This is a genomic window from Nostoc sp. C052, assembly GCF_013393905.1.
GTDB lineage: Bacteria > Cyanobacteriota > Cyanobacteriia > Cyanobacteriales > Nostocaceae > Nostoc.
Genome location: NZ_CP040272.1, coordinates 694,193 through 707,828, shown reverse-complemented (window position 1 = coordinate 707,828; position 13,636 = coordinate 694,193). Strand labels below are relative to the sequence as shown.

Sequence of the window (13,636 nt, the reverse complement as noted above, 5' to 3'; positions counted from 1 at the left end):
TTTCCTCTAACTAGTAATTTGACCCCATCCCATAGCCGGTAAAGCTACAGCTTGTCCTACTTTGCCACTAGAAACCCGTTTCACCGAAGCAGAAAGCCAGACAAACAGTTCACGAAAATCTAAGCCATTTAGTGTAACTGGTGGACGTTCAGGAGGAGAAATTTGTTTGAGGATATTCATATCAGCATCTTTTACACCAACCGCAAAAAATGACAATCGGCTTTGTGCTTCTGCTTGTCTCAATCTTTGCGCTGCTGAATTCCAGGAGTCAGTTGGCGCTCCGTCTGTAATCAAAAACACCCAAGGGCGATAATAGAGAATACCGTTGTTCTGATAAGTCTGTTTCCGGTTTTCTAGAAAATCCAAAGCATACTCAATCGCTGCACCCATTGGCGTAACACCACCTACTTCCAATGTAGGCGGTGTAAATTGGTCAATTGTTACAAAGTCTTGCGTGAGTTTAACTATGGGGCCAAATGTGATCATGGCTACTTCCACACTCAGCGATGCTTGGGAATCTTTTTGTACATCTTCTTTGAAAGCAGCAAGTCCTTGATTTAACTCTTGGATAGGCTTACCTGACATAGAGCCAGAAGTATCGAGTAACAGAATTACAGGGCAACGATTTTCTGGATTTTCAACGAATTCAGGCATTCCTACAGCCATTTAATGCTCCTGATTGAGTAAATTATTATACAAAATATATAATTAAATCTTATTAGCTAATAGATACTTAAACACTAGTGCTTTTACTGAAACAACTTCCCTACCTAAAATATATGGGCTGATGGCGATGTCTACGACGGGCTGCGCCTACGCAATTATTTGTCTACCTGAAGTGTCCAGCATTCGCTAAACTCAGAAATGCTGCGTTATTCCTCATCATGTCCGATTCCCAAACTGTTATTGCTGCTGTTGCCAAACTCTACAACACCTACCCCTTTCCACCGGAAGCCCTGTTGGATGAACCACCTCCAGGCTACAACTGGCGATGGAATTGGCTAGCTGCTCATAACTTCTGCACAGGTCAAAAACCCCAAAGGCAAGATATTCGGATTTTAGATGCAGGTTGCGGTACTGGTGTGGGTACAGAATACTTGGTTCACCTCAATCCTCAAGCTTCGGTTGTGGGAATTGACCTCAGTACTGGCGCTTTAGCTGTAGCCAAAGAACGTTGTCAGCGTTCCGGGGCTAACCGCGTTGAATTTCATCACCTAAGTTTGTTTGATGTGGAACAGTTACCGGGTGAGTTTGATTTAATTAACTGTGTTGGCGTTTTGCATCATACTCCCGATCCCATTCGCGGTATTCAAGCTTTGGCGAAAAAGTTAGCCCCAGGCGGCTTAATGCACATTTTTGTGTATGGAGAATTGGGACGCTGGGAAATTCAACTCATGCAAAAAGCGATCGCACTTATTCAAGGTGACAAAAAAGGCGACTACCGCGATGGTGTGCAAGTTGGGCGAAAAATATTTGCTTCTTTACCAGAAAATAACCGAATTGTCAAATACGATAAACAACGTTGGTCATTAGAAAACAACAAGGATGAATACTTTGCTGATATGTACGTTCATCCCCAGGAAATTGACTACAACATTGAGACGCTGTTTGAATTAATTGATGCTTCGGGATTGGAGTTTATTGGTTTCTCGAATCCGAGTTTCTGGGATTTAGATAGACTTTTGGCTAAAGCACCAGAGTTAGTAGAACGGGCAAAAGAATTGAGCGATCGCCAGCTTTACCGCCTGATAGAATTACTAGATCCAGAAGTAACTCATTACGAATTTTTCCTTGGTCGTCCTCCCCTCATCAAAGCTGACTGGTCAGAGGATAACGCTCTACTGGCTGCGATTCCCGAACTTAATCCTTGTATTGAAGGGTTTCCCAGTCAATGTTTCTTTAACTACGATTACCAGATTGTTAATTTATCTGTAGCAGAGTTTGAATTTATGCAAAAATGTGATTCTAATTCCACAGTGGCAGAGATTTTGGCAGGTGTGCAACTGGGATTAGATGAGGTAAGAAAACTTCTCCAGCAGCAGCTTATTTTATTGACACCAGCTTAATTACACTACGCGGGGTTAAAAAAAAGCGATTTATACTCGTGGTGAAGTGCGATCGTCCATCACCACTTTTGGCAAATTAATGTAAATTAAGAAAGTGCCCAAAAAATGGGCTATCGTGCATCTCAAAAGTTGGAGTTTTCTGGAATTGACTAGTGGTGCAACGTTGACTAACCAGCCGCTACTCTACAATTTCCGATTTGCGGTAAGCCCATACACCCTTCAAGCACCAGTTAATTTTATTGACACCGACTTAATTCAAACACCAAGATGCTATGTAACGACTTTGGAGGACAATTATTTACTCAAAAAGCTGGAATTGGAAGAAATTTTGAATTTACAGGCAGCGATTCATTGATTATTTACCCCCCTCACTCCCTGAAATCATCAGCCGCTCTCTCGCTTCTTAGAGCGTGATTTTGCTGACTTTCTAACGTTGCCAAGAAGTTAATTGTTTTTTCCTAAAGTATTGTTACCGGATCGTGATATGATTCAGCTGACTGAATGTGCAGTCATCGTAATTTAGCTGTACTGGTTTCAAGTCTCGTGAGCTTGTCTGACGAATCAATTGCGCCCACTCCGACAACGCAACAAGATGCTAAAACTGGTTCTGGAGACACAGAATCAGGTAACTCTATGCAAGAGTTTTATCAACTCTTTCAGCGATTGTTGGTAATCACGCTTGTCTTGACGGGGGTTATTTTTATCTCTGTGTGGATTTTTTATTCCTTAAACATTGCCCTAAATTATTTAATTGGGGCGTGTACAGGTGTGGTTTACTTAAAAATGTTGGCTAGAGACGTTGAGCAGCTCGGTAGTGAGAAAACCAGTTTGAGCAAAACTCGTTTTGCTCTATTTATGGGAGTCATGATCGTGGCAACTCAATGGCGTGAGCTACAGATTTTGCCCATATTTTTGGGATTTCTAACTTACAAAGCCACGCTTCTCGTCTATATGGTGCAAATTGCGTTCATTCCTGATTCTTAAAAAGTCAGGCTCACAAAGATAGTAATCCCATCCTCGCTCGTTGGGGAAAATGCTTGAAGAATGCAAATGCTTAGTGTCTTAAACGCCTTTAATTCTTTTCCCCTCGCCGAACTAGAAGTAGGTCATCATTTCTACTGGCAATTGGGCAATCTTAAAATTCATGGGCAAGTTTTTCTCACCTCATGGTTTGTGATTAGCATTCTAGTAGTGGCTTCAATAGCTGCTACTCGCAACGCACAAAGAATTCCCAAAGGCATCCAGAATTTGATGGAATATGCCCTAGAATTTATTCGTGATTTGGCCAAAAACCAACTTGGTGAGAAAGAGTACCGCCCTTGGGTGCCATTTATTGGCACATTGTTCTTGTTTATTTTCGTATCGAACTGGTCAGGTGCGCTAATTCCCTGGAAGCTCATCAAGCTACCTTCAGGTGAATTGGCAGCTCCCACCAATGACATCAATACGACTGTTGCATTGGCACTGCTAACATCTTTGGCGTATTTTTACGCAGGTTTTAGCAAACGGGGTTTAGGCTACTTTAAGAAATATATAGAGCCAACACCCGTTTTGTTGCCGATCGCAATTCTAGAAGATTTCACCAAGCCCCTCTCCCTAAGCTTCCGGCTATTTGGTAATATTTTGGCGGATGAATTGGTAGTAGCGGTGCTGGTGCTGCTAGTTCCTCTATTTGTACCTCTGCCTGTAATGGCCTTGGGTTTATTTACCAGTGCCATTCAAGCCCTGGTTTTTGCCACCCTAGCCGGAGCATACATTCATGAGGCAATGGAGGGACATGGTGGAGAAGAACATGAGGAGCATTAAACTTCTCAGTTGATAGCACAGTTCCAAGAGCATGTTCGCTCAAAACATCGCAAAGCGCGATCAAAGAACTCATGTGCAGCGTGAAAACCACGTTTCTAATCGTTAACGTAATGTCTGTTAGTTTTGTAATCAAAGCAAGGAAAATCAACATGGATCCATTAGTTCAGGCTGCTTCAGTTCTCGCTGCTGCTTTAGCGATTGGTTTAGCTGCAATTGGCCCTGGTATTGGTCAAGGAAACGCTGCTGGACAAGCAGTAGAAGGTATTGCTCGTCAACCTGAAGCAGAAGGAAAAATTCGCGGTACTCTGCTATTAACCTTGGCATTCATGGAATCCTTGACTATCTATGGTCTGGTAATTGCCCTGGTATTGCTGTTTGCTAACCCCTTCGCCTAATACCTGAAAGTTTTTGTGAGTGTGGAGACGTGAACCATCACGCCTCTACAATCGGAACTTTTTGGATATCTTAATAGTTCTAATGTTCAGTTGACCCTTATTGGCTATGGGTCTCTAAAATATGAAAGGTTGGATGATGTTGCTAGCCACGAAAACTGCTACTCCAGCCAAAGAGGAGACAAATGTTTGATTTCGATGCTACCTTGCCCTTCATGGCATTGCAATTCCTGCTATTAGCAGCTTTGTTGAATGCAATTTTCTATAAGCCACTGACCAAGGTGCTAGACGATCGCGATAATTATATCCGAACGAATACCCTGGAGGCGAAAGAGAGCTTGGCTAAAGCCGAACGCTTGGCTACCGAATATGAGCAGCAACTTGCAGACGCTCGCAGAAAATCGCAAGCGACTGTAGAAGCAGCTCAACTCGAAGCTAAGAAAATTACTGCCGAGAAAATCGCTGAGGCCCAAAAGGAAGCTCAGACTCAACGAGAACAAGCTGCTGTTGAAATAGAACAACAAAAGCAAGAAGCTTTTCGCACCTTAGAACAACAAGTCGATGCTCTAAGCCGGCAGATTCTAGAAAAACTATTGGGGCCAACTCCAGTTAGATAAACTAACTAGACTGGCTCTGTGAAAGCATACGCGCAACTGGGCCCTAGTCCAGAGCGCAAAATTTAAGTGTCAAAAAAGGCACTTTTTCCCAACGAGATAAAGATACTTTATTTACTACGGGAAAAGATACTTTATTTCCCCCTTGGGAAAATACAACGTATTAGCAAGCGAGCAGCGCACTTGTAAATGGGTATCATGGGCACATTCTTATTACTTGCCGCAGAAGCGAACGCTGTTCACTCTGAATTGGCAGAAGGCGCAGCAGAAGGTGGTTTCGGTCTAAACCTAGACATTTTTGAAACCAACCTGATAAATCTAGCGATTCTGATTGGCATATTATTCTACTTCGGACGTAAGGTTTTAAGCAATATCCTGAACGAGCGACAATCCAATATTGCCACCGCAATTCAGGAAGCAGAAGGGCGCTTAAAAGAGGCAAAGACTGCCCTTTCCCAAGCGCAAGAGCAATTGAAGCAATCTCAGGCAGAGGCAGAACGCATCCGCCAATCTGCTGTAGAAAACGCTCAAAAAGCGAAAGAAGCCTTGTTAGCGAAGGCAGTGCAAGACGTAGAACGCTTGAAACAAACGGCAGCAGCAGATTTAAACACTGAAACTGACCGAGCGATCGCTCAACTGCGGCAACGGGTTGCTACACTAGCATTGCAAAAAGTCGAATCGCAACTCAAAACCGGGATTGCCGACGATGCTCAACAAAGTTTAATTGACCGTAGCATCGCACAACTGGGAGGCAATGTATGACAAGTCAGGTAGCGGCAGCCGAGGTAGCCCAACCTTACGCACAGGCACTTTTGTCAATAGCGCAATCGAAAAACTTGACCGAAGAGTTCGGTGAAGATGCGCGGACTTTCCTGGGACTGCTCAGGGCAGACAAACAGCTACACAACTTCTTCAGCAACCCGTTTATTCAATCTGAGAACAAAAAAGCTCTCATCAAACAAATACTCGGTGAAGGCGCTAACCCCTACTTACGCAATTTTTTGCTGATACTGGTAGATAAGCGGCGCATTGCATTCTTGGAAGATATTTTTCAACAATATCTGGCGCTGTTGCGGCAGCTGAATCAAACCGTATTAGCGGAAGTAATTTCAGCCGTTCCCCTCACAGAAGCTCAACAGCAGGCAATCATCCAAAAGGTCATCGCCATCTCCAATGCTCGCCAGGTAGAACTAGAAACCAGGGTAGACAGCGAGTTAATTGGTGGTGTGATCATTAAAGTAGGTTCACAGGTAATTGACGCCAGTATCCGGGGTCAATTGCGCCGCCTTTCATTGCGCTTAACTAATAGTTAGGAGTTAGGAGTTAGGAGTTAGGAGTTAGAAGTTAGGAGTTAAGTAAATAGTAATTTATTTTGACTTTTAACTTGTAATTTTTGCATTTTTAACTCATCACTCCTAACTGTTAACTCCTAACTCTTGAATTTTTCCGTCTCGAAAGCAAAAAAGATAGACACATGAGCATATCAATTAGACCTGACGAAATTAGTAGCATTATCCAACAACAAATCGAGCAATACGATCAAGAGGTCAAAGTTGCTAACGTTGGTACTGTTCTCCAAGTTGGTGACGGTATTGCCCGGATTTATGGTCTGGAAAAGGCTATGTCTGGGGAACTTTTGGAATTTGAAGATGGCACAATTGGCATCGCCCAGAACTTAGAAGAAGACAACGTGGGCGCGGTGTTGATGGGTGAAGGGTTAGAAATTCAAGAAGGTAGTTCTGTAACTGCTACTGGTAGAATTGCCCAGATTCCAGTAGGAGAAGCCTTAATTGGAAGAGTTGTAGACGCTTTGGGTCGCCCCATCGATGGCAAGGGAGACATCAAATCCTCAGAAAGCCGTTTGATTGAATCTCCAGCACCCGGTATTATTGCCCGTCGGTCTGTACACGAACCCATGCAAACGGGTATCACAGCTATTGACTCAATGATTCCTATCGGTCGTGGTCAACGGGAATTGATTATTGGCGATCGCCAAACCGGTAAAACTGCGATCGCGATCGACACCATCATCAACCAAAAAGAAGAAGATGTAATTTGTGTCTACGTTGCGATCGGTCAAAAGGCTTCCACAGTTGCTAACGTGGTGCAAACATTGCAAGAAAAAGGCGCACTCGATTACACCATCGTTGTCGCCGCTAGCGCCAGTGAACCCGCAACCCTACAATACCTAGCTCCCTACACAGGCGCAACTATTGCTGAGTACTTTATGTACAAAGGCAAAGCCACCCTGGTAATTTATGATGACCTTTCCAAGCAAGCTCAAGCTTATCGCCAAATGTCCCTACTGCTACGTCGTCCACCAGGACGCGAAGCTTACCCTGGAGATGTATTCTACATTCACTCCCGCTTGTTAGAAAGAGCCGCCAAGCTGAGTGACGAATTAGGTAAAGGCAGTATGACCGCCCTACCAATTATCGAAACCCAAGCTGGTGACGTTTCAGCATATATCCCCACCAACGTAATTTCTATTACCGATGGTCAGATATTCCTATCTTCTGACTTGTTTAACGCTGGTATCCGTCCCGCTGTAAACCCCGGTATTTCAGTATCCCGCGTGGGTTCTGCCGCTCAAACCAAGGCAATGAAAAAAGTTGCCGGTAAGATTAAATTGGAACTAGCCCAATTTGACGACCTGCAAGCCTTCGCACAATTTGCTTCCGACTTAGATAAAGCCACTCAAGACCAGTTGGCACGAGGTCAACGGTTGCGCGAACTTCTTAAGCAGCCACAAAATTCGCCACTCTCAGTATACGAACAAGTAGCAATTTTGTATGCTGGCATCAATGGTTACTTAGATGATGTACCTGTAAATCAAGTAACCACCTTCACCGCTGGTCTACGTGAGTACTTAAAGACTGGCAAGACCCAGTATGCCCAAGGAGTACAAGCATCGAAAGCATTAGGTGATGCCGAAGAAGCTGCTTTGAAGGAAGCACTTACCGAATACAAGAAGACCTTCAAAGCTACAGCGTAATAGAGTGCTGAGTGTTGAGTGCTAAGTGCTGAGTGAGAAGAGGAGTAAAGAGTGAAGATAGATGAGCATGATGCTTACAGGTTCTCACATTTCCAATTCCTATGAAGCTTGGCATTCAGCACTTTCTGTCACTCAGGACTCAGAACTCAGGACTCAGAACTTAAAGTTATGGCCAATTTAAAAGCAATACGCGATCGCATCCAGTCGGTCAAAAACACCAAAAAAATCACAGAAGCCATGCGCCTCGTAGCTGCGGCTAGAGTGCGCCGGGCGCAAGAACAAGTGCTAGCAACTCGTCCCTTTGCCGATCGCTTGGCACAAGTATTGTATGGTTTGCAAAGCCGTCTGCGCTTTGAAGAAGCAAACCTACCACTACTGAAAAAACGCCAAGTTAAATCAGTTGGGTTGTTGGTTATTTCAGGCGATCGCGGTCTATGCGGCGGCTACAATAATAACGTCATCCGTCGTGCAGAAAACCGCGCCAAAGAAATCCAGGCAGAAGGTTTAAACTATCAATTTGTGATCGTCGGGCGCAAAGCTACACAGTACTTTCAACGCCGCAATCAGCCAATTGATGCCACCTACAGCGGCTTAGAGCAAATTCCTACCGCAGCGGAAGCCAATCAAATTGCCGACCAATTACTTTCTTTGTTCCTTTCAGAAGAAGTTGACCGCATCGAATTAATCTATACCAGATTCCTTTCGTTAGTTAGCTCCCGTCCTGTGATCCAAACCTTACTGCCCCTCGATCCACAAGGTCTAGAAGCAGCCGATGATGAAGTCTTCCGCTTAACAACCCGTGGCGGTAAATTTGAAGTCGAACGGGAGAAAGTAACTAAGGAAGTCCGTCCATTGGCTCCTGACATGATTTTCGAGCAAGATCCAGTGCAGATTCTCGATTCTTTATTACCCCTGTACCTGAGTAACCAGCTATTGCGGGCGCTGCAAGAATCGGCAGCTAGTGAACTAGCAGCGCGGATGACAGCCATGAGTAATGCCAGTGAAAATGCTGGTGAACTAATTAACACCCTCACCCTGTCTTACAACAAAGCTCGACAAGCTGCAATTACTCAAGAACTCCTTGAGGTTGTAGGTGGTGCTGAAGCACTAACTTAGAAAAATACTTGTTGTGGCTCGTGACAAATAGCCAATTGCTAATAGTTTTAAAATTAGCGATTGGCTATTTTGAGTAATTGGAGCTATACATCCCAATACTGTTCGGTTAAGCATTTTTAACTTGAAATTGGGTTTGGGGTAAAGGTTAAAGGTTTTTCTTTTCCCTTTTCCCCCGCCCCTTATCCCCAGAGGGGGCCCCACCTTCCCCTTTTCCCCTTAACCTAAAGGTATTGCCATACATCCTGACTTTGTTAATTACGAATTACGAATTACGAATTCAACAATTGCGTATTATAATTGAAATATGAAGCGCATGGGTCCGTCACGGTTTCGACAGGTTGGCGAACGCTGCTCTGTGATTCAGGTCGAGAGTGAGTCTCCTCTCGGAAATCAAAGGCTCAAACAAAAAGTAAATGCGAATAACATCGTTAGCTTTGCTCGTAAGGATGCTCTAGTAGCTGCCTAAACACCTCTTATAGGTTCGAGCGTCTTCGGTTTGACTCCGTTAAGGACTGAAGACCAAACCCCAACGGATGCTCTAGCAAGCGTTCTCTGGTTGGCTTGTTGGCTAAGATTAAATCAGAGCATCCTACGTTCGGGATAATGAACGATTCCCGCCTTGAGGGTCAGAAAGGCTAAACCTGTGAATGAGCGGGGGGTCAATACCCAATTTGGACAGCAGTTCGACTCTGCTCGGATCCACTAAAAATAGTTAACAAGTCCACTTGACACTGTGATGTGTTAAGTGGACTTTGTTTTATAGGAAACTCACATCAGAATTTTCTAGAATGCACAGCTAACTTAAAGCAATACCATTCAGTTAAGCCCAAAATCCTTGGTAAAGATGCGAAATTAGACTGGGAACTCGGTGCGCCAAGGTCTTTCTAGAATGGTTCTGAATAAAGTGTAATTAATTTTACCAGATGTCTTTCGCTGATTAGCATATTACTTAATACATTTAATACTCAAATTTAGATGTGCTTGCTCCGTGCATCATCATGTATGCAGGATTACAGAAAAGTGCATTGTAATTCAATGGGTAATATTGCAAAAATACCAATTACAGATTCACCTCCCCTACTTCTCCCCGATTAATTTCTAATGTTAAAAGCATCAAATAAAATCTGTTTTGAAGAAGTATGGATTGCAGTTTATGGCGTGAAGTTTTCGTTTAGATACAACACGCACTTTGGAAGCACAGATGTGTGTCTCTACTATGAACGGCGATATAAACACGCAGACTTCGCCTTGTAAATCGCTTTCGTTGGTAAATAGATTTATTTCCAAATAAGTCAAATTACCCCTACTGAGCTTCTCAGGTTAAATAAGAGCTTTCAAACTTAATTTCTGTGTTTGCTTGCATCTTAGCTAGATGCCTGCATAAGTTTACATTTAACGCATCAACTGATAAAAAACTGCACTCATGCTTCATAAAAGATGCGTCATCAGCAGCATAATCACATTCAAAAAAATTCAGGAGTATCAGGTGTTATGAATGCAATAGTACAGGCTTTTAAGCACATACAATTATTCAAGAATAGAGAGAAAGATCAAAATATTTCCGAGCTTGTTTTTGCTCACGATGCAAGCATCTCTGAAGATATTAGTCGTGTAAATAACCAGGAAAAGTCACAACTAACTGCTGATGCGATGCCTGCGGTGGACTACGCCTACACAAAAACGCCTCCACCTATTATGCCTAATGTCAACACTCAGGAACAGCCACAACTACCTGCTGATGAAATTGCTAAAGCACCTCCAGCTATTATGCCTGATATCAACAGTCAGGAAAAGCCACAACGACCTCCTGGTGAAATTGGCAAAGAGCCTCCACCTGAGTTACCTAATATCTGGATTTATGATGGTGAAGTATACGATCTATCCGACTTTATTAAGCGGCATCCAGGCGGTGAATTCTTCATTGGACGTATGAAGAATAGAGATATCACGACACTGGTTAATATTTTTCATCCTAATCCCGAAAAGTCCAAAAGAGTCCTCAAAAAATATGCTTTGGGGCGAAAAGCTAGACCGGAAGATGTTCATCCCAAATATAATGCTCCACCATTCTTGTTTCGTGAAGGTTTTGACGGCTGGAGAGATACACCAAAGTTTAACTTTCAAAACCAAGAGCAATTGCTGAATCGAATTAAGACCAGGATAAACGAGCCAGAAATGAAAAAAAAGATTGAGCAAATGGACTTTATTTTTGATGTGGTGACAATCATTTTGCTCGTTGTCTATATCCTGGTACAAGTGCTGCGATTAAATTTCATGCAGTATATGCCAATTTATCTCTTTGTTCCACTAATGGCGGCTCTGAGAATCTCTCTCACAGGTGCAGGTCACTATCTAATCCATCGCGCCCAAGTTCGCCTCAATAAAGTCTTTGCAAATATTTTTGATATTAGCTACGTTCCAATGGCTTTCGTAGTAACTGATGGTCATACTTTAATGCATCATCCATTTACCCAAAGTCAAGTTGATATCAAGAGAAATGTTTTTACAGCCATGTTGGAACTTCCTCGTTTCTATCGAATTCCGGTTCATACTGTACATAAACTTGGTCATGTTCTCACTGGGATGTTCGTGCGATTGATTGAGATATGTACACTGGCATTCAAGTTTGGTGTCAAAGATATGTATGGCTCTTGGCAACGAGGTCTGCCTCATTATATCGGCACCTTTTCTATGCGAATAATTCTTGTTGGCGAGTTGATTTTATTTTGGATGAATGGTGATTTTGGAGCTTGGCTAGCACAATTTATTTTGACTCTATGGATAAGTACCTTCATGATTGTTGCTAGTCATGATTTTGAAGAAGAAGAAGTCGATCCGTCAGAAGATTGGGCAGTATCTCAAATTAGAAACTCCTATGATTTGACTATGATTGGGAACAAGTACATTGACTGCTTTCTATCAGCAGGTCTTAGTCCACACCGCGTACACCATGTACTTCCATACCAAAAAAGTGGTTTTGCAAATATTATCAGCGAAGATATTGTCCGAGAAGAAGCAGAGAAATTTAATGTTGTCTGGTCAAAACCAAAAAACTTTTTCTTTGATCGTCTGCCAATCTTGGTAACACATTACTTGTTAGGGCCATCAAGATCGGCAAAAGAAAATAACTTTGGACTATTGAAAGAACACTTTCACCCACAACAATTAATGACATCGGCGAAATACGTTATCCAAGGATTTCTTGGTATCGGTTCCATCTAATCAGAAAACACAGTTGTTATTCATAACAACTGTGTTACAAAAATCCTCAAATTTTCCAGAAATAACTGCAACTAGGAAAAAGAATTATGAATACTCAAACTACCTTAGTAATGCACAACGAAGTAAATAATCTGCCTGTTGTTAAACCAACCGAAATTAAAGCCAAATATAATGCTTCTGAACTTGGTACGATTAGGTTAAAGCAGTTTTTACCAATCATTGAGAGCATTGCAACTGGTACCCCCGACACCATCGTTCGACAATCTGACGCGGCTGGATTAGTTGCAAATATTCCTAGCTTGGAGCAAAATCGAGGCCGGATTGATAAGCTTTATAAAAATACTCGAATTGATACAAGACACCTAGCGGTAAACTTATTATCCGATGAAGCGATCGCTCACGGGCACAGTAAGACCATTCAATCTCGGATGCAGATGTATCAAGAGTTTGCTATTCCCCTAGCTGAACGGGTTGCAAAAAAAGCACTCCTAAGCGCCTCTGAAAGTATGAAGACTAACAATCATTTGTACTCAGATACGAATATCGAAGATCACATCCGCCTGATTGTTTTTGTATCGAGTACAGGCTTCGTAGCACCAGGAATAGATACAGAATTGATTAAAAGCCTTGGACTCAGACGGGACACAGCTAGAGTAACAGTGAATTTTATGGGTTGTGCAGCCGCAATGAATGGACTTCGTGTTGCTAGCGATCATGTACGAGCTAATCCAACACACAAAGCCCTTGTAGTATGCCTGGAATTAAGCTCAATCAATGCAGTGTTTGAAGATGACATGAATGATGTGATTATTCATAGCATTTTTGGTGATGGATGTGCCGCAGTAGTTGTTGGAGCTTGTCAGCCAGAGCAAGCAATCGGTCAAGGTAAAGTCATCATTAGAGATCACCTAAGTTACCTGGTTGAAGATACCGAAGACGGCATCGTTCTTGGCATACGAGATAATGGAATTACTTGTCAGCTTTCGCGTCAATTACCTGACTATATTAAGACTGGTGTTAATCCAATTATCGAACGTTTTTTAGCAAGCCATGAGCTTACTAAAGAGAATATCGATCTTTGGGCTATTCATCCTGGTGGCACACGTATTATTCAAAATTCACAAGATTCTTTGGGACTCACTGATAGTCAAGTTGCTGATAGTTGGGAGATACTTCGTCAGTATGGCAATATGCTTAGTCCCTCAGTACTATTTGTCCTGGAACGTATGTTATTTAGCAGTGAAAATAATTCTTCTGCTGATAAAGAATATGTGGGGTTAGACAACCCGAATCACCATTGGAAAGATTCAACTAAACAAACAAAAGCATTAACTGGAATTGCCTTTTCATTTTCACCAGGAGTTGGAATAGAAGGAATTCTATTTCAAAAAGTTTAAAAGAATCATTCTGATATTATAAACGCCA

Annotated in this window: 13 protein-coding genes and 1 other RNA gene; 13 read left to right on the top strand and 1 reads right to left on the bottom strand. The window is 42.6% G+C overall.

What is annotated here, in order from left to right; genetic code table 11:
- Positions 1–6 precede the first annotated feature (6 nt).
- Positions 7–666, bottom strand: a complete 660-nt coding sequence (locus tag FD723_RS02885) for a VWA domain-containing protein (protein WP_179064013.1) — start codon at positions 664–666, stop codon at positions 7–9.
- A gap of 218 nt (positions 667–884) precedes the next feature.
- On the opposite strand from FD723_RS02885, the gene FD723_RS02880 reads away from it, so the two are divergent.
- The 13 genes from FD723_RS02880 to FD723_RS02820 all read left to right on the top strand — a co-directional run bounded on the left by FD723_RS02880 (position 885) and on the right by FD723_RS02820 (position 13,608).
- Entirely contained in the window at positions 885–2,066 is a 1,182-nt protein-coding gene (locus tag FD723_RS02880) for a class I SAM-dependent methyltransferase (RefSeq protein ID WP_179064012.1), read from the top strand.
- A gap of 94 nt (positions 2,067–2,160) precedes the next feature.
- Complete coding sequence (locus FD723_RS02875) at positions 2,161–2,421, top strand: hypothetical protein (RefSeq protein WP_179064011.1); 261 nt, start codon at positions 2,161–2,163, stop codon at positions 2,419–2,421.
- 146 nt (positions 2,422–2,567) lie between these two features.
- Positions 2,568–3,050 carry an ATP synthase subunit I gene (locus tag FD723_RS02870; RefSeq protein WP_179064010.1) on the top strand — a complete coding sequence of 161 codons (483 nt, stop codon included), beginning with the start codon at positions 2,568–2,570 and terminating at the stop codon, positions 3,048–3,050.
- A 60-nt stretch (positions 3,051–3,110) separates the two neighbouring features.
- Entirely contained in the window at positions 3,111–3,872 is a 762-nt protein-coding gene (atpB, locus tag FD723_RS02865; protein ID WP_012411161.1) for a F0F1 ATP synthase subunit A, read from the top strand.
- A gap of 149 nt (positions 3,873–4,021) precedes the next feature.
- Positions 4,022–4,267, top strand: coding sequence for an ATP synthase F0 subunit C (gene atpE, locus FD723_RS02860; protein WP_013192016.1), 246 nt, complete (start codon positions 4,022–4,024; stop codon positions 4,265–4,267).
- 182 nt (positions 4,268–4,449) lie between these two features.
- Positions 4,450–4,881 carry a F0F1 ATP synthase subunit B' gene (locus FD723_RS02855; RefSeq protein WP_179064009.1) on the top strand — a complete coding sequence of 144 codons (432 nt, stop codon included), beginning with the start codon at positions 4,450–4,452 and terminating at the stop codon, positions 4,879–4,881.
- 186 nt (positions 4,882–5,067) lie between these two features.
- A complete protein-coding gene (locus FD723_RS02850; protein ID WP_179064008.1) occupies positions 5,068–5,640 on the top strand; it encodes a F0F1 ATP synthase subunit B in 573 nt (190 codons plus the stop codon).
- Positions 5,637–6,191, top strand: coding sequence for an ATP synthase F1 subunit delta (gene atpH, locus FD723_RS02845; RefSeq protein WP_179064007.1), 555 nt, complete (start codon positions 5,637–5,639; stop codon positions 6,189–6,191). The genes FD723_RS02850 and atpH overlap by 4 nt, the downstream gene beginning before the upstream one ends.
- Positions 6,192–6,352: 161 nt before the next feature.
- On the top strand, positions 6,353–7,873 hold the full coding sequence (atpA, locus tag FD723_RS02840; protein WP_179064006.1) for a F0F1 ATP synthase subunit alpha: 1,521 nt from the start codon (positions 6,353–6,355) through the stop codon (positions 7,871–7,873).
- A gap of 168 nt (positions 7,874–8,041) precedes the next feature.
- Positions 8,042–8,989, top strand: a complete 948-nt coding sequence (locus FD723_RS02835) for a F0F1 ATP synthase subunit gamma (protein ID WP_179064005.1) — start codon at positions 8,042–8,044, stop codon at positions 8,987–8,989.
- Between the two features lie 315 nt (positions 8,990–9,304).
- Positions 9,305–9,694, top strand: a transfer-messenger RNA (tmRNA) gene (gene ssrA / locus FD723_RS02830).
- Between the two features lie 786 nt (positions 9,695–10,480).
- Positions 10,481–12,211 (top strand): cytochrome b5 domain-containing protein, encoded by a 1,731-nt coding sequence (locus tag FD723_RS02825; protein WP_256875032.1) that lies wholly within the window; start codon positions 10,481–10,483, stop codon positions 12,209–12,211.
- Between the two features lie 86 nt (positions 12,212–12,297).
- Positions 12,298–13,608, top strand: a complete 1,311-nt coding sequence (locus FD723_RS02820) for a type III polyketide synthase (RefSeq protein WP_179064004.1) — start codon at positions 12,298–12,300, stop codon at positions 13,606–13,608.
- The last annotated feature ends 28 nt before the right edge of the window (positions 13,609–13,636 follow it).

Excerpts from the sequence above, each read along its gene's own strand:
- FD723_RS02885 (WP_179064013.1), bottom strand. The coding sequence starts at position 666 with ATGGCTGTAGGAATGCCTGAATTCGTTGAAAATCCAGAAAATCGTTGC.
- FD723_RS02880 (WP_179064012.1), top strand. The coding sequence starts at position 885 with ATGTCCGATTCCCAAACTGTTATTGCTGCTGTTGCCAAACTCTACAAC.
- FD723_RS02870 (WP_179064010.1), top strand. The coding sequence starts at position 2,568 with ATGTGCAGTCATCGTAATTTAGCTGTACTGGTTTCAAGTCTCGTGAGC.
- atpB (WP_012411161.1), top strand. The coding sequence starts at position 3,111 with ATGCAAATGCTTAGTGTCTTAAACGCCTTTAATTCTTTTCCCCTCGCC.
- atpE (WP_013192016.1), top strand. The coding sequence starts at position 4,022 with ATGGATCCATTAGTTCAGGCTGCTTCAGTTCTCGCTGCTGCTTTAGCG.
- FD723_RS02855 (WP_179064009.1), top strand. The coding sequence starts at position 4,450 with ATGTTTGATTTCGATGCTACCTTGCCCTTCATGGCATTGCAATTCCTG.
- FD723_RS02850 (WP_179064008.1), top strand. The coding sequence starts at position 5,068 with ATGGGTATCATGGGCACATTCTTATTACTTGCCGCAGAAGCGAACGCT.
- atpH (WP_179064007.1), top strand. The coding sequence starts at position 5,637 with ATGACAAGTCAGGTAGCGGCAGCCGAGGTAGCCCAACCTTACGCACAG.
- atpA (WP_179064006.1), top strand. The coding sequence starts at position 6,353 with ATGAGCATATCAATTAGACCTGACGAAATTAGTAGCATTATCCAACAA.
- FD723_RS02835 (WP_179064005.1), top strand. The coding sequence starts at position 8,042 with ATGGCCAATTTAAAAGCAATACGCGATCGCATCCAGTCGGTCAAAAAC.
- FD723_RS02825 (WP_256875032.1), top strand. The coding sequence starts at position 10,481 with ATGAATGCAATAGTACAGGCTTTTAAGCACATACAATTATTCAAGAAT.
- FD723_RS02820 (WP_179064004.1), top strand. The coding sequence starts at position 12,298 with ATGAATACTCAAACTACCTTAGTAATGCACAACGAAGTAAATAATCTG.